Annotated in this window: 14 protein-coding genes and 2 pseudogenes; 7 read left to right on the plus strand and 9 right to left on the minus strand. The window is 57.0% G+C overall.

Going from position 1 to position 14,693, the window contains the following annotated elements; all coding sequences use genetic code 11:
- Nucleotides 1-10 precede the first annotated feature (10 nt).
- The 3 genes from scpB (at nucleotide 11) to rluB (ending at nucleotide 2,703) form a co-directional block, all read left to right on the plus strand.
- Nucleotides 11-1,000: an SMC-Scp complex subunit ScpB gene (gene scpB / locus JFT87_RS12515; protein WP_201201679.1), complete on the plus strand. Its 990-nt coding sequence runs from the start codon at nucleotides 11-13 to the stop codon at nucleotides 998-1,000.
- 133 nt (nucleotides 1,001-1,133) lie between these two features.
- Complete coding sequence (locus JFT87_RS12520) at nucleotides 1,134-1,325, plus strand: DUF1289 domain-containing protein (protein WP_201201681.1); 192 nt, start codon at nucleotides 1,134-1,136, stop codon at nucleotides 1,323-1,325.
- Between the two features lie 157 nt (nucleotides 1,326-1,482).
- A complete protein-coding gene (gene rluB / locus JFT87_RS12525; protein WP_201201683.1) occupies nucleotides 1,483-2,703 on the plus strand; it encodes a 23S rRNA pseudouridine(2605) synthase RluB in 1,221 nt (406 codons plus the stop codon).
- 196 nt (nucleotides 2,704-2,899) lie between these two features.
- Here rluB and JFT87_RS12530 read toward each other — a convergent pair.
- Nucleotides 2,900-3,864: pseudogene (locus JFT87_RS12530) on the minus strand (leucyl aminopeptidase).
- Nucleotides 3,865-3,933: 69 nt separating this feature from the next.
- A complete protein-coding gene (locus tag JFT87_RS12535) occupies nucleotides 3,934-4,071 on the minus strand; it encodes a hypothetical protein (protein ID WP_201201684.1) in 138 nt (45 codons plus the stop codon).
- Between the two features lie 927 nt (nucleotides 4,072-4,998).
- On the opposite strand from JFT87_RS12535, the gene JFT87_RS12540 reads away from it, so the two are divergent.
- Nucleotides 4,999-6,417 carry an amino acid permease gene (locus JFT87_RS12540; protein WP_201201686.1) on the plus strand — a complete coding sequence of 473 codons (1,419 nt, stop codon included), beginning with the start codon at nucleotides 4,999-5,001 and terminating at the stop codon, nucleotides 6,415-6,417.
- A gap of 69 nt (nucleotides 6,418-6,486) precedes the next feature.
- Here JFT87_RS12540 and JFT87_RS12545 read toward each other — a convergent pair.
- Nucleotides 6,487-7,832 (minus strand): annotated as a pseudogene (locus JFT87_RS12545) (serine hydroxymethyltransferase).
- 548 nt (nucleotides 7,833-8,380) lie between these two features.
- Here JFT87_RS12545 and JFT87_RS12550 point away from each other — a divergent pair.
- Both JFT87_RS12550 and JFT87_RS12555 read left to right on the plus strand, forming a co-directional pair.
- Nucleotides 8,381-8,986, plus strand: a complete 606-nt coding sequence (locus JFT87_RS12550; protein WP_201201688.1) for a helix-turn-helix transcriptional regulator — start codon at nucleotides 8,381-8,383, stop codon at nucleotides 8,984-8,986.
- Nucleotides 8,970-9,848 (plus strand): queuosine precursor transporter, encoded by an 879-nt coding sequence (locus JFT87_RS12555; protein ID WP_201201690.1) that lies wholly within the window; start codon nucleotides 8,970-8,972, stop codon nucleotides 9,846-9,848. The genes JFT87_RS12550 and JFT87_RS12555 overlap by 17 nt, the downstream gene beginning before the upstream one ends.
- A 65-nt stretch (nucleotides 9,849-9,913) precedes the next feature.
- On the opposite strand, the gene queC is transcribed toward JFT87_RS12555, so the two are convergent.
- Nucleotides 9,914-10,612 (minus strand): 7-cyano-7-deazaguanine synthase QueC, encoded by a 699-nt coding sequence (queC, locus tag JFT87_RS12560; RefSeq protein WP_201201697.1) that lies wholly within the window; start codon nucleotides 10,610-10,612, stop codon nucleotides 9,914-9,916.
- Between the two features lie 170 nt (nucleotides 10,613-10,782).
- On the opposite strand from queC, the gene arfB reads away from it, so the two are divergent.
- Nucleotides 10,783-11,196, plus strand: coding sequence for an alternative ribosome rescue aminoacyl-tRNA hydrolase ArfB (gene arfB / locus JFT87_RS12565; RefSeq protein ID WP_201201699.1), 414 nt, complete (start codon nucleotides 10,783-10,785; stop codon nucleotides 11,194-11,196).
- On the opposite strand, the gene JFT87_RS12570 is transcribed toward arfB, so the two are convergent.
- The 5 genes from JFT87_RS12570 to JFT87_RS12585 form a co-directional block, all read right to left on the minus strand.
- Entirely contained in the window at nucleotides 11,193-12,392 is a 1,200-nt protein-coding gene (locus JFT87_RS12570; protein ID WP_201201701.1) for an MFS transporter, read from the minus strand. The two genes, arfB and JFT87_RS12570, sit on opposite strands and share 4 nt — an antisense overlap.
- Nucleotides 12,393-12,495: 103 nt before the next feature.
- Complete coding sequence (locus tag JFT87_RS12575; protein WP_201205171.1) at nucleotides 12,496-12,678, minus strand: hypothetical protein; 183 nt, start codon at nucleotides 12,676-12,678, stop codon at nucleotides 12,496-12,498.
- A 76-nt stretch (nucleotides 12,679-12,754) separates the two neighbouring features.
- Nucleotides 12,755-12,886 (minus strand): hypothetical protein, encoded by a 132-nt coding sequence (locus JFT87_RS28605; RefSeq protein ID WP_274610064.1) that lies wholly within the window; start codon nucleotides 12,884-12,886, stop codon nucleotides 12,755-12,757.
- Between the two features lie 252 nt (nucleotides 12,887-13,138).
- Complete coding sequence (locus tag JFT87_RS12580) at nucleotides 13,139-14,332, minus strand: amino acid aminotransferase (protein ID WP_207202559.1); 1,194 nt, start codon at nucleotides 14,330-14,332, stop codon at nucleotides 13,139-13,141.
- Nucleotides 14,332-14,688: a 4a-hydroxytetrahydrobiopterin dehydratase gene (locus JFT87_RS12585; RefSeq protein ID WP_123509107.1), complete on the minus strand. Its 357-nt coding sequence runs from the start codon at nucleotides 14,686-14,688 to the stop codon at nucleotides 14,332-14,334. The genes JFT87_RS12580 and JFT87_RS12585 overlap by 1 nt, the downstream gene beginning before the upstream one ends.
- Nucleotides 14,689-14,693 lie beyond the last annotated feature (5 nt).

The following is a 14,693-nucleotide window of genomic DNA, read 5'->3' on the forward strand; positions in this document are numbered from 1 at the left end:
GAGTTGAACCATGAACCTGACTGAACCCCGCGAGCTGGCGCCACTGCTTGAAGCCTTTCTGTTGGCCTCGGGAAAACCGCAATCGCTTGAACGCCTGTTCGAACTCTTCGAAGAAGGCGAACGGCCAGAGCCGCCGGTCTTCAAGAAAGCCCTGACGATTCTCGCCAAGTCCTGCGACGGCCGTGCCTTCGAGCTCAAAGAGGTCGCCTCTGGCTATCGCTTGCAGATCCGCGAGAAGTTCTCGCCGTGGGTCGGCCGCTTGTGGGAAGAGCGCCCGCAACGTTATTCCCGCGCCATGCTCGAAACCATCGCGCTGATCGCCTATCGCCAGCCGATCACCCGGGGCGAGATCGAAGACGTGCGCGGCGTGGCGGTCAACAGTCACATCGTCAAGACCTTGCTGGAGCGCGAGTGGATTCGCATCGTCGGTTACCGCGACGTACCCGGCAAACCGGCGATGTTCGCCACCACCAAGGCGTTTCTCGACCACTTCAACCTGAAAAACCTCGACGATTTGCCACCGCTGGCCGAGCTGCGGGAGATGGAACCGGACCCGGTGCTCGATTTCGACGACGCCCCGGTGCCGCAGAGCTTGCAGGAACGGGTCGACGCCAGCGCCGAGCCGGAAGAGGAGAAGGAAGAGACCAGTTTCCATACCTTGCTGCTCGAACTGGACAGCATGGAAGAGGGGATCAAGACCGACTTCGACGATTTGCTGCGTGATGCCGCCGATGGCGAGGCACCGACGGTTGAAGCAGAAATCAAGACTGAGTCTGAACCACAGATCGCCGAGCCAACCATCGAAGTTGAACTTGAAGCCGAGCCAGAAGCCGAACGGGAAGAGGACATTCTTGGCGTCGCCGAAGCCCGCGAAAAGCTGTTGGCCGCTGTCGCCGCCCTCGGACAATCCGCGCCAGAACCCGAACTGAGCGAAGAAGAAGCCGAAGCCCGCGCCCTGGCCGAAGCCATCGAAGCCGAACGCCGCGAGTTCGAAGACTGACCGCTGCTCGTTCTTTTGTAGGAGCTGAGCTTGCTCGCGAAAGCGGAGTGTCAGTCAACAATGATGTCGACTGACACGGCCCCTTCGCGAGCAGGCTCGCTCCCACAGTGATTGGTGTTGACTGGAGTATTTGATGACCTCAACCAAAGACCCCTGCATCAGCGTCTGCAAGTTCACCGACGACATTTGCCTTGGCTGCGGCCGCAGCAAGCGCGAAATCAAGGCCTGGAAGAAGCTCGACAAGACCGACAAACGCACCGTACTCGCCGAAGCGGCGCTGCGTTTGATCAAGCTCGGTGCCACCGTTCGGCGCAAAGGCAAGTAAGTCTCCATTGATCAGCTAGTCTCTGATGCGCAAACGCTTGCATGAGCGTATGATTCGCGACCCTCCGGCGATCCCTTCGCCCGAGTGCCCAGTTTTACATCGCTTCAGGACCCTCACTTCAGAGCTGCCTGAACAGACCACACCGGGAGGTGCCCAGATGAGTATCAACGACCAGAAAGACGACGCCGAAATCGGCCCAGCAGGCGAAAAACTGCAGAAAGTCCTCGCCCGTATCGGCGTCGGCTCGCGCCGTGACGTAGAAGCCTGGATCAGCCACGGCCGCATCAAGGTCAATGGCAAAGACGCCACCCTCGGGCAGCGCGTCGACATGCACGACGCCATCACCATTGATGGCAAGGTGATCAAGCGCGAAGAAGCCGCCGAGTCGGTACGCCGCGTGATCATGTACAACAAGCCCGACGGCGAAATCTGCACCCGCCTTGATCCGGAAGGCCGTCCAACCGTTTTCGACAAGATGCCGCGCCCCAAAGAAGGTCGCTGGATCAACATCGGTCGTCTCGACATCAACACCACCGGTCTGCTGATGTTCACCACTGACGGTGAATTGGCTAACCGCCTGATGCACCCTTCCTACGAAATGGACCGTGAATACGCGGTACGTGTCCGTGGCGAAGTTGACGACGAAATGATCGAGCGTCTGAAGGCAGGCGTCGTCCTCGAGGACGGCCCGGCCAAGTTCACCGACATCAAGCAGGCTCCAGGTGGCGAAGGTTTCAACCACTGGTACCACTGCGTGGTGATGGAAGGTCGCAACCGCGAAGTTCGTCGTCTGTGGGAATCCCAGGGCTTGGTGGTCAGCCGTCTGAAGCGCGTGCGTTTCGGTCCGGTGTTCCTTAACTCCGACCTGCCGATGGGTCGCTGGCGCGAAATGAGCCAGTACGAAGTCGACATTCTGAGTGCTGAAGTGGGCCTGACGCCTGTGGCCATGCCGCAGATGAACGCCAAGAGCAAAGACAAACTCGACCGCATGCAGCGTAAATCGTCGCGTCCGATGGGCAAGACCGAGCGCGTGCGCTCGTTGCGTCCAGCCGCTGGCGCGCCGACTGGCCCTCGTCCGAGCCGTGAGCCGCAGATCGAAGGCGAGCGCCCAGGTCGCAAGCCAGTCGCCCGTGACGGCGAGCGCGCTCCGCGTCCGGCCAACGGTCGCACTGAGGGTGGCGAACGTGGGGCTCCTGCCGGTCGTGGTACGCCAGTGGCGGATCGTCCAGCGGACACTACCAACAAGCGTCCGGCCAAGCCTGCGCCGAAGCGTCCGGGCATCAAGCTGGTCGACGGTGACAAGCCGTCGGGCAAGCGACGCGGTGCACCGGCAGGTTCCGGTCAGCGTCCAGGTTTCGGTCGCAAAAAGCCGGAATAAGGCAGCTGTGAGCTTCTAGCGACAAGCTTCAAGCTAAAGCGAAAACGCCAACCGCAGCGTTGGCGTTTTTTTCGTCTGCCAGAAGATTTGTGTTGCCCGATCCGGCCTCTTCGCGAGCAGGCTCGCTCCCATATTGAATCTGTGTCGTACACAATCCCCCTGTGGGAGCGAGCCTGCTCGCGAAGGCGCCAGTCGCTCAGAACACAAACCGTCCGTCAAACAACGGCTTGTCATCCAGCGCCAACACTCCGCCAGAAAAGATCAGATCCAGATGATGGCTGCCCTTGGCCCCGCCCCCAACCCCAGGTGCAAGCCGCAATGGCGCTCCTCGAACCCGGCGTTGCGCGCATAGAGCTCCTTCACGCCTTCGTTGGTGCCAATGCCCAGCTCCTCAATCCGCCGATTCGACGGATTGGCGTCCAGGTATTTGTTGAAGTCATGCCCAAGCCCCGGCACATCCGTGGCGATTTTTCTGATAGTCGAGTTCTCGATCCACAACTCCAGCGGCGACTCCAGTACCCCGTACTTGCGGGCGAAGGGGATCGTGCTGAGGAACGTCCCCATAAACTTCACCCGGCCATTAATCTCCTCACTGTGGGTCGCGATTTCGCCGGGCGCCAGGTCAAAGTTGCCGACGCCGTTGATGTCCGTCCACTTCTTGATACTGCTCAGCGGTGTTTCAAACCACGAGCCGTGGTCATCCTTGAAACTTAATGTTGTGGCGTGGGACATGCGCTGGATCAAGTGGCTATTGAGCCCGGCAATACGCTGAGGCGTGACACTGAAGGTGTCGTAGAAGTAATCGCCGTAATCCTTGAACAGCAGCGACTTCTTCCAGTTTTCCGCCATGACGCCTTGCAGCGCACGGACAAACTCCGGGCCGTCGGGGCGAGGGTTGGGCAGGGTGGAAGAGTCGTAGAAGAAAATGTACAGATCGCTGTCGGCAATCGCCTGGGCCAGCAAATCCGTGGGCTCCAGGTCCAGACGCATGGCGCTGAAGCTGAATTGTGGGCTGTTACCGGCCTGTTCGGCGATGTTGCCAGTCAGTGCCTCGTAATCAGCGGTGTGGCCGAGCAAGACCTTCGCCGGGTTGATGCCGACAAGGGCCGGGTGGTGTTCGAGGTAGTAAAGGAAATGCGAAATGGCGCGTTGCTTATCCATGTAGTCCTCCCTGACAAACCGAGAAAAAGTGGCAGGCACGACCGGCCGGATCGTACCTGCCGGGATGTCTTACAGAGGCCACATCGCTGTGCCGAACGGAACAATCGCGTCGGCTTGCATCATTTCAACGGCGGCGTCATGGGTCGGCGCTTCAAACCAATCGTCCAGTTGCAGTTCAGTTTCCAAGTCTTTTTCAATTACTTGCATTGTGAATCTCCTAGATGACTTTCACGGTTATCAAAGCGTCGCGCGCTCATCTTCGAGCAGCGCGGTGACTGGCCGGTCAGATGGCCGACGAGACGTGGAGAACCTAGTTGAGGGTTTTTTGTTATGCAAAAAATTATTTATTTAATTTTTAAATAGACTTTTTATTCTGTTTTTCAGGCGTGTTTTTCTTATTTAAAAACATAAAACTAAATGGGTTATTTCATTAGCCAGCTAGCGACCGTCAATTTGCAGACGTCCTACAGAAATTTCTCGAACGGCAATTTAACGTTACGCCGCGTAAAGAAATATTTACGAAAATCACGTCAAAGGCCAGTGAATGGCCGAGTCCATCGAGGGTGTAAGGAAAAGCTGCCGAAGCCCGTCGGGTCAGGCGCTGCGCAGGGCTCTGGCGCGCTTGTTTCAGCGGCGTTTGAAGGGTGAGATGCGCCCCATGCCTGTCGTGCAGGTGCATAACAAGAAGGAGGCGCAATGAACGCCGTGACTCATCTCCATCTCTCCCCGTGGGCGGATTGTTTGATCCCCTGCGTCGATGACCTGCAAAGGTCTGACTTCCTTTTTGCAGCCGCCCGAGACCCTCGACGCGGACACAGGCAATCCCGGCAACCGACGCGCTGATCCAGCAGTGTCTGGCAGCAGGGGGTTAGCGGTGTACAATGCGCCGCGTTTTAACTGTGACCTCCTGCGCATCTGCGCAAACTTCAAGGCTACCCGTCTTGTTCATTCCGCCGCGCCACAAGCGTGTCGGGTTCGATTTCGTCACAGATAAAAACAAACAGGTGACGCATGACCGTTGTAAATACGCTGAACTCCTGGTGCTTGCGCTGGGGTTTGATCGGCGCTGCTTGAAATTGCAAATGAGCAGCAACGTCTACTGAACATCATCAAACCTTGCGTGAGACCCTTTTCATGAGTGGACAAAACTCGCATTCAGGCGAGCTTAAACGCGGCCTGAAAAATCGCCACATTCAACTGATCGCTCTCGGTGGCGCGATCGGTACCGGACTGTTCCTCGGTTCGGCCGGGGTGCTGAAATCCGCCGGCCCGTCGATGATCCTCGGCTACGCTATCTGCGGCTTCATTGCCTTCATGATCATGCGCCAGTTGGGCGAAATGATCGTCGAAGAGCCGGTGGCCGGCTCCTTCAGCCACTTCGCGCACAAATACTGGGGCGGGTTTGCCGGTTTTCTGTCGGGCTGGAACTGCTGGATTTTGTACATTCTGGTGGGCATGTCGGAGCTGACCGCGGTCGGCAAGTACATCCACTATTGGGCGCCGGACATCCCGACCTGGGTCTCGGCTGCCGGTTTCTTCGTGCTGATCAACCTGATCAACCTGGCCAACGTCAAAGTGTTTGGCGAGGCCGAGTTCTGGTTCGCGATCATCAAGGTCGTGGCGATTGTCGGCATGATTGCCCTGGGCAGCTATTTGCTGGTCAGCGGTAACGGCGGCCCGCAAGCCTCGGTGAGCAACCTGTGGTCCCACGGCGGCTTCTTCCCGAACGGTGTCAGTGGTTTGGTCATGGCGATGGCGATCATCATGTTCTCCTTCGGCGGCCTGGAAATGCTCGGTTTCACCGCAGCCGAAGCCGACAAGCCGAAAACCGTGATCCCGAAAGCCATCAACCAGGTGATCTACCGGATCCTGATTTTCTACATCGGCGCCCTGATCATTCTGCTGTCGCTGACACCATGGGACAGCCTGTTGGCCACCCTGAACGCTTCCGGCGATTCCTACAGCGGTAGCCCGTTCGTGCAAGTGTTCTCGATGCTCGGCAGCAGCACCGCGGCGCACATCCTCAACTTTGTGGTCCTGACGGCGGCATTGTCGGTGTACAACAGCGGCACCTACTGCAACAGTCGCATGCTGCTGGGCATGGCCGAGCAAGGCGATGCGCCGAAGGCTTTGGCGAAGATCGACAAGCGCGGCGTGCCGGTGCGTTCGATCCTGGCGTCGGCCGCGGTGACGTTGATCGCTGTGTTGCTGAACTACCTAATCCCGCAAAACGCGCTGGAACTGTTGATGTCGCTGGTGGTGGCTACCCTGGTGATCAACTGGGCGATGATCAGCTTCTCGCACTTCAAGTTCCGCCAGCACATGAACAAGACTAACCAGACGCCGCTGTTCAAGGCCCTGTGGTACCCGTACGGGAACTACATCTGCCTGGCGTTCGTGGCGTTCATCCTGTGTGTGATGCTGTTGATCCCGGGGATCCAGATCTCGGTGTATGCGATCCCGGTGTGGGTCGCGTTCATGTGGATCTGCTACGGCATCAAGAACAAGCGCCGTGCCCAGCAAGCCGTGCACGCGGCAGGTGCTGCCAAGTAAGCGTTAACGCACAAACAAGAAACCCGGCCTGAGCGCCGGGTTTTTTGTGTTCGCCAGTCTATCGCGCGGTTACACGTAATCGGCGATGGGGTAGTTCGTGCACAATCCTTCGACCTGCAATCGGAACTGTTCCGCTAGCGCAGATTCCAGCGTGTAATCCTGCTCGCCAAGTGGCATCACGTTGTCGAGGATCCGGCAAATCAAGTCGACGACCGCGCGACATTCTTCGCCATCAAGGTAACGTTGCGCCAAGGCTGCGGTGCCGATACGCAGCCCACTGGTGATCAGTGAAGATCGCGTCTCACCCGGTACGCGGTATTTGTTGACGATGATCCCGCATTGCTCCAGCGCCGACTGCGCGATGACGCCAGTGATGCCGCCACGCAAGCGAATCAGCACAGTGTGGTTTTCACTGCGGCCACCGACAACTTCATAATCCTGTGCCTGAAATGCGCTGGCCATTGCATCTGCCGTGCGTCGAATCCGCTCCATGCAGGCATCGAACTGCGCGGACTGCGCGTAGCCCAGCGCAGCTGCTTTGGCCGCGATAATATTGGCGGCGGGCGCGTCCTGCATGCGTGGATAAACGGCTTGATCGAGGAGGCGCCTGAAGGTCGTCCTCAAGCCGGGAATCTTGGTATCGGCATCGCGACCGGAAAGGATCAGGCCACCGCGAGGCCCGGCGAGTTGCGTGTGCGTGCACGTCGTGGTGACGTGTGCGAAGTCGATCGGGCTCGGGTGCCGCCCGGTGGCGACCAGTCCGGCAATCTGCGAAATGTCCGCCAGCAGGATCGCCCCGGCTTCATCGGCAATCTCGCGAAACCGCTCGAAATCCACGACTCGCGAGTAGGCGGTCGCACCGCAGAGGATGACGCGCGGGCGATGAGCGAGCGCCAGTCTGCGTACCTTGTCGTAATCGATCAGGCCTTCTGACGTCGTGCCGTACTGAATCGCCTTGTAGTAAGCGCCGGAGAATGCCGCGGCGCTGCCCTGCGTGTGATCACCGCCGTGTTCGACGGCCATGCCCAAAGGGTATCTCCAGGCTCCAGCAAGGCCGTGAGCACCTGGTAAGTGGCGTTCGAGGACGAGTGTGATTGCACATTGGCGTATTGGGCGCCGAACAGCTCTCGCGCTCTGCGAATGGCCAGCGTTTCGACCAGGTCGACGTTCTCGCAGCCTGCGCCCTGGCGCCTGCCGGGCATGCCTTCGGCGGTCACGTTGACCAGCGCTGAGGCGGATGCCACCAAGGTTCGAGGCTGGGCTGCGCAGGAGGAGACCAGTGACAGCGTTCGCTGTTGACGTGTGACTTCGGCATCGAGAATTGCCGCCAGCTCAGCGTCTTCGGCACGAAGATCCGTCAGGCCACGTTGCACTAAGTCAGCCTGGTTCTTGAGCGGTTCAGTATTGACTGCCATTGCTTGTATTCCTTCCATGTATGTTGCGCGCTGCGGTCAACAGCGCGGCTTCCTTGGTCTTGCGGCGAGTGCGTGCGTCCAGGCGGGTCCTTGTTTTGGCGGCTGTGCGCGCAAAACTGACGCCTGTGCAATCAGCCGTTTTCTATGCCGGTTTTCACTGGAATGAGAAGGCGGTTGCCCGACGCATCATAGGTTTTTCAGGGAGGAACACCACAAAATTAATCAAAAAAGTGAACATTATTCAAAAAAATGATTCTTTTTGTAAGACTTCAGGGTGTAAAACGACAGGTTGAAAGGCGTGGCGAGCACTGGCGCGAAAGGCAATCAGAACTAACGATTCAGTACAGGCGATGAAGTGATCCCGCCAATGTCGACCGCAGATTGTTTACAGCCGGACTTTTGTACCGAACCCAAGGAGGGAGGATGCTATGATCTCGCGCGATACTGATAAGGATATGACTGCAATTACCCACCTCACTTGTGTACGCCCGGAATGATCATTCAGGGCGTGACATTGATTGCAGTTAAAAAAGGATGGCAGGCCTCGTATGCACAGAAAAGAAAGATCGGAGAATCTCAAAAACAATATCAAGTACTTGATAAAGAGTCGTGGCGAAACTCAGTTGTCATTGTGCAGTTCCAGTGGTTTGACCCGAACGACCATCTATAACATTCTCGAAGGCAAGGTGGTCAACGTACAGCATTCCACGGTTCGCAAGATTTCTGATTTCTTCGGGGTGTCCTACGAGGAAATAGAAACGATTGATTTTGAAGAAAAGGAAATCATCGAAAGCAGCATCTCTCCGCAGGGCAATATGAACCCGGCCGCCGTGCCGGTGATCAAGGAAAGTCTGGTCATCCAGAGTCTCGATAAAAGAATTGGTGAGTTGGCGACCCTCTATCCATTGACCTATTACTTCGGTACTTCTTTTAATCTGATTGGCGTGCTGCTGGAAAATGAAATAAGTGGTTTGCACGAGGTGGGCGATCTATTGATCGTGCAGAAAGGAACTTCGAACAGTGACAGGGAAAAGCTGGTGTATGACAAAATCACAGGGAGGTTTTCGATCAATCATGAGGGCGGCGTTGATACAGATCGGGTGTGTGTGATCGGGGATATAATCGAGGAACGATTTAATGGATTGCAGTGTTGAAATGGAAAACAGCAAGTACAAGTTGCTGGGATTCGAAAACGGAAAAAGCCTGGCCGTTATCATGGTGATTGCGACAGGCAAGATAATTAAAATAAAGCTCAGTGAAGTGTTGAATAGTGAGATTATGGATAATCTGAATAAAATAGAAGTGAAAAACCTCTACAAGAAATTCTACTCCCAGGGCGGGGCACTTACCGCCTACGAAATCAATGACCGCCATGAGGGTTCCTGGATGATCTACATCATCCTGAACCTGATGTTGTTCACGCTCTATATCTTCACCAGTATTGCCGCGACGAAGCCTATTTATCTGGAATATTTTGATATCGTCGTAACGCCGGGTACCTTCCTTTATCCGCTGACGTTTCTGATCGTGGATTTGCTCAATGAGACGTTTGGCCTAAGGCTTGCTCGAAAGGCGATACTGTTCGCATTCATCAGCAACGCCGCCATTATCATTCTGTTGGCCATTACGACGCATCTTCCAGGGCTGCCGGGTTGGAAGCTCGATGGCGCCTACAATGATGTGATCAGTCAGTTGTCCGCCGTCCTGGTAGCGTCTTCTGTATCGTTTCTGGTTTCGGAGAATATAAATTCTTATTTGTTGTGCAAAATCAAAGAGCTGACAAATTCAAGATTCCTGTTTTTGCGGGTGTTTTTAAGTACGTTGTTTGCGGTGATCATCGACAGTTTTCTTTTCTGCTACATCGCTTTTTACGGAACGATGGAGAATAGCGCGATTCTGGGCATGATCTACGTTCAGATCGCAATCAAGGTAGGCTTCGCATTCTTCAATATCTTGCCTGCTTACGGCGCAAGGTCTTTGTTCAAGAAATATCTGACGGGTGCTCAGACGCAATAAAGAAGCGATAGCGCTCACTCGGCAGGTTGTTGTTGTCATGCCGAGTGAGCGCTTCTTGCTGTGGTTTATTTCAGGTTTAGTTTTGCTTTCAGGCTGTGACTAACCTGCTCTTTATTGTTCAGGAACTCATTCAAACCTTTTGCGCGAAGATTGCAGGCATCGCAATCGGAGCAGCCGACACCTTTGATGCCGTTATAACAAGTCAGTGTTTCTTCGCGAACCAGATCCAATTGATGGTGGTAATCAGCCAACGCCCAAGTCTCAGCCTTGTTCAGCCACATCAATGGCGTATCCAGTTGCAGCTTATAATCCATGCCCAGTTCAAGGGCTTTATTCAGTGCTTTGACGAACTCGTCCCGGCAATCAGGGTAGCCCGAGAAATCCGTTTCACAAACACCGGTAATGACTGTTTTGGCTTGAATTTGATAAGCATAGATAGAGGCGAGGGTCAGAAACAGAATGTTCCTCCCCGGTACAAAGGTGCTTGGCAGCGTTTCGCCGGAGCTGTTCACGGTCGGGACCGGTATGTTATCGCGTGTCAGGCTGCTGATGGCCAGTTCATTGAGCAGTGACACGTCCAGCGTTTTATGTACGGTCACGCCGAGCTTTTTGGAGAGTTGCTGCGCAACTTCAATTTCCGCGTGATGACGCTGACCATAGTCGAACGTGATGCAGTGAATTTCATCGTAATGAGTCAGGGCGTGGATCAAACAGGTGGTCGAGTCCTGTCCGCCGCTGAAAACGATAACTGCTTTGTTGGTCATGCTTATGCTTCCTGCATTGATGTAGTGAGTGCAAAAGCCTGAATGGTAACCCAAACACGGTGAGGGTCCGATTCAAATGGCGAGCAGGCTCGCTTGCACAGTGGATCTTCGGCAGGTTCGGGAGCGGTTTCGCGGTATTCTGGCGACTCTGAATACGGACGCTTTTTTCCATGCTGGTGATTTCCAACAACGTGCATCTGCCGGATGCCGAGATCGAATTGACCGCCATTCGTGCGCAAGGCGCGGGTGGGCAGAACGTCAACAAGGTCTCCAGCGCGATGCACCTGCGCTTCGACATTCCGGCCTCGTCCTTGCCCGAGTTCTACAAGGAACGGTTGCTGGCGCTGCGTGACAGTCGCATCACCAGCGAAGGCGTGCTGATCATCAAGGCCCAGCAATACCGCACGCAGGAAGCCAACCGTGCTGATGCGCTGGAACGGCTGACCGAGCTGATTCTTAGCGCCACCAAAGTGGAAAAGAAGCGCCGCCCGACCAAGCCGACCCTCGGTTCGAAGAAGCGTCGGCTCGAATCCAAGACCAAGCGCGGCAGCATCAAGGCTGGGCGCGGCAAGATCGACTTTTAGCGGGCGTTGCGTTCTTCGCGATACTTTGGCGCCTGGCGGTACAAGTAAACGCTCAAAGCCAAACCGCTCAGGGCAGCGAGGGCGGCAAACAGGAAGATCGAAGCAAAACCAAACCCCGCCGCAATCGCACCGGCCAATGGCCCGGTAATCCCCAGCGACAAATCGATGAACAGCGAATAAGCCCCGACCGCCGCGCCACGGCTTGAGGCCGGCACCAGGTTGACCGCTTCCACGCCCAGCGCCGGGAACACCAGCGAGAAGCCGAAGCCGCTCAGCGCCGCACCAGCCAGTGCCCAATGGGCATCCGGAGCCAGCCACAACAGCAGCAACCCCAAGGTTTCTACCGACAGGCAGGCAATCGCCACGCGAAACCCGCCGAGGCGGTTGATCAGGTTGCCGAATAGCAGCCGAGCGCCAATGAAACTGGCACCGAACAGGCTCAAACAGAGCACCGCGTTCGACCAATGCTGCGTGGCGTAATACAGGGTGATGAAGGTGGCAATGGTGCCAAAACCGATGGAGCCCAATGCCAGGCCGCAACCGTGCGGCAGCACCCGACCCAGCACGTGCATGAATGGCAGCCGTTCACCGACGACAATTGGTGCGGCGGTTTTCGGCCAGGCCAGCGCCAGGCCCAGCACGGCCAGCAGCACGATACTGACGCCCATGCTCCACAAGCCCAATTCATTGACTAGCAACACGCCCAGCGGCGCGCCGATTGCCAGCGCGCCGTAACTGGCGATGCCGTTCCAAGAGATGACTTTGGCGGTGTTCGCCGCGCCGACCCGGCCGATGCCCCAGCCGATCGAGCCCGAGCCCACCAGACTTTCCGCGCTACCGAGTACCAGTCGGCCGATCAACAAGCTGATCAGGCTGAGCATCGGCAGGCTTTGGGTCCAGGCCGAAATCAGCATGAACACACCACTCAAACCGCAGCCGGCGAGGCCGTACATCACCGCCAGTTTGCTGCCCTTGTTGTCGATGATTCGCCCGGCGTACGGGCGGCTGAGCAGGGTGGCCAGGTATTGCACGCTGATCACCAACCCGGCGATCACCGCGCCGAAGCCCAGGTCGCTGTGGACGTAGCCCGGTAGTACGGCCAGGGGAATGCCGATATTCAGGTAGCCGATGAAGGTGAACAGGACGATGGACACAACTTGCAGCGTGACCGCCAAGGGGCGCTGGTTTTCTGACATGGGTAAAGGTCCACGGGGCAGCAGGATAGATAGGCTGCTTATGATAACGGCGCAACGGGCTGGCGGTCGTGAAAAAGTAAAACTAATTGTTCGGCGGGATGAGTCAGGATTTGGTCGGGGCGACCAATTGCGTGGTGACCAGGGCGGCCAGCGCGTTTTCTTCGCTGCCGAAACGGGCGAGCAGGGCGGCTTGTTTTTCGGGGGAGAGGCGATTCCAGATCTCGATCATTTTCTCGGCAGTGCCGATCAGGACGCTGGCCTGGGTGTCGCTGAAGTCGTCGGTCATGGAGGGAGGCTCGGGTTTCAGGCGGTGTGGAAAGCGCATGTTAGCGCTTTCCACACGGTCTGGCATTGCAGGTGTTTCAGTCTTCGCTGTCAGCCTTGCGACTGTCAGTGGCTTCTTTCGGCACAGGCTGTTGGGCACTGGCTTGTTGCGGGGTTGTCTGCTCAGTTTCGTGCAGGCTTGGGAAGGGGAGATTAGGAATCTCGTGCATGTTTCGCGCTCCTCGCAAAGTCTGGTGATAGATCTGGTAGATCCGCGCTTTTTCAAAGCTTGGGCAGGATACAGCAGGAGAAATGACAAAAAGACTTTTATCTGGGATTTCTGCGACCAATGGCCGCAGGGGAGGGCTAAAACAGCAGAAAAAATGTAGGAGCTGCCGCAGGCTGCGATCTTTTGCTTTTGTTTTTAACGACAAGATCAAAAGATCGCAGCCTGCGGCAGCTCCTACATTGGTATTGCGGTGTTACTTGCTGACGCTGGCGATGGCCTCGGCCAACAGGTCCAGACGCGTCGCATCAATCCCCGCCACGTTCGCCCGGCCCGAGCTGACCATGTACACGCTGTGGTGATCACGCAGCTGTTTAACCTGTTCCGGCGTCAAACCGGTGTAGGAGAACATCCCGCGTTGCACGCCAACGTGCGCAAATCGCTCGCGCAAGCCGTGCGGCTCAAGGGCTTCCACCAGACCGCTGCGCAGCTGGGCGATGCGCAAGCGCATGGCTTCTACTTCGTCGGCCCAAAGGCTTTTCAGCTCCGGGTCGCCAAGGATGGTCGCGACCACGGCGGCGCCGTGATCTGGCGGCGTCGACCACAGGTTGCGGGCGATGTTCGCCAGTTGACTGCGGATATCCACCAGCTTCTCGGCAGTTTTCGCGCAGACAATCAGCGCGCCAGTGCGGTCGCGGTACAGGCCGAAGTTCTTCGAGCAGGAGCTGGTGATCAACACTTCCGGCAGCGCATCGGCGAACAACCGGGTCGACCAGGCGTCCTGTTCCAGGCCATCGCCAAAACCTTGATAGGCGAAGTCGATCAGCGGCAACAGCTCACGGCGGCGAACCACATCCAGCACCCGGCGCCAATCGTCATGGGACAAATCGAAACCGGTCGGGTTGTGGCAGCAGGCGTGCAGCAATACGACGTCGCCCTTGGGGGCTTCATTCAGCACCGCCAGCATCGCTTCGACATCGAGACGGTTGTCGCTGCCCACATACGGGTAGTGACTGACCTTGACCCCGGCCGCGGCGAAAATCGTTTCGTGAATCGGCCAGGTCGGGTTGCTCAGCCAGACGCCACGGCCCGGCAACATTTGGGCAATAAAATCGGCGCTCAAACGCAGTGCGCCAGTGCCGCCCGGAGTTTGGGTGACGCCGGCCCGTTGCTCGGTGATCAGCACGGAATCGGCGCCGAGCACCAATTCGTTCATGACCTTGCCGAACGCCGGTTCGCCGTGACCACCGATGTAGGTCTTGGTGGTCTGGCGATCTACCAGGCGCGCCTCGGCGAGTTTCACCGACTGAGGAATCGGCGTCAGGCCCTGGGCGTCTTTGTAGACACCCACGCCCAGATCGAACTTGCGCGGGTTAGGGTCCTGCGCATAGGCCTCCATCAGGCCGAGAATCGGATCGCCGGGGACTCGGCCGATGGCGTCGAAATGCATTATTTGCGGCCCTCGGCGTCTTTGGCTACGTCGTCAGTGCGCGCGGCCATGATGAAATCGTTGCGGTGCAGGCCTTTGATGGAGTGGCTCCACCAGGTCACGGTGACTTTGCCCCACTCGGTCAGCAGGCCCGGGTGGTGACCTTCGGCCTCGGAGATTTCACCGACAGCGTTGGTGAACGCCAGGGCGTGCTTGAAATTCTTGAACAGGAAAACCTTTTCCAACTGCATCACGCTGTCGCGCACTTCGATGTTCCAGTCAGGAATCTGCTTGATCAGTACCGGCAGTTCTTCGTCGCTGACCTGAGGGGCACCGGCTTGGCAGGCTTCGCAGTGGGCTTGGTTCAATGTGGACATGGTCT

Source organism: Pseudomonas sp. TH15 (genome assembly GCF_016651105.1).
GTDB lineage: Bacteria > Pseudomonadota > Gammaproteobacteria > Pseudomonadales > Pseudomonadaceae > Aquipseudomonas.

Coding starts and splice junctions, on each gene's coding strand:
- scpB (WP_201201679.1), top strand. CDS start 11: ATGAACCTGACTGAACCCCGCGAGCTGGCGCCACTGCTTGAAGCCTTT.
- JFT87_RS12520 (WP_201201681.1), top strand. CDS start 1,134: ATGACCTCAACCAAAGACCCCTGCATCAGCGTCTGCAAGTTCACCGAC.
- rluB (WP_201201683.1), top strand. CDS start 1,483: ATGAGTATCAACGACCAGAAAGACGACGCCGAAATCGGCCCAGCAGGC.
- JFT87_RS12535 (WP_201201684.1), bottom strand. CDS start 4,071: ATGCAAGTAATTGAAAAAGACTTGGAAACTGAACTGCAACTGGACGAT.
- JFT87_RS12540 (WP_201201686.1), top strand. CDS start 4,999: ATGAGTGGACAAAACTCGCATTCAGGCGAGCTTAAACGCGGCCTGAAA.
- JFT87_RS12550 (WP_201201688.1), top strand. CDS start 8,381: ATGCACAGAAAAGAAAGATCGGAGAATCTCAAAAACAATATCAAGTAC.
- JFT87_RS12555 (WP_201201690.1), top strand. CDS start 8,970: ATGGATTGCAGTGTTGAAATGGAAAACAGCAAGTACAAGTTGCTGGGA.
- queC (WP_201201697.1), bottom strand. CDS start 10,612: ATGACCAACAAAGCAGTTATCGTTTTCAGCGGCGGACAGGACTCGACC.
- arfB (WP_201201699.1), top strand. CDS start 10,783: ATGCTGGTGATTTCCAACAACGTGCATCTGCCGGATGCCGAGATCGAA.
- JFT87_RS12570 (WP_201201701.1), bottom strand. CDS start 12,392: ATGTCAGAAAACCAGCGCCCCTTGGCGGTCACGCTGCAAGTTGTGTCC.
- JFT87_RS12575 (WP_201205171.1), bottom strand. CDS start 12,678: ATGACCGACGACTTCAGCGACACCCAGGCCAGCGTCCTGATCGGCACT.
- JFT87_RS28605 (WP_274610064.1), bottom strand. CDS start 12,886: ATGCACGAGATTCCTAATCTCCCCTTCCCAAGCCTGCACGAAACTGAG.
- JFT87_RS12580 (WP_207202559.1), bottom strand. CDS start 14,332: ATGCATTTCGACGCCATCGGCCGAGTCCCCGGCGATCCGATTCTCGGC.
- JFT87_RS12585 (WP_123509107.1), bottom strand. CDS start 14,688: ATGTCCACATTGAACCAAGCCCACTGCGAAGCCTGCCAAGCCGGTGCC.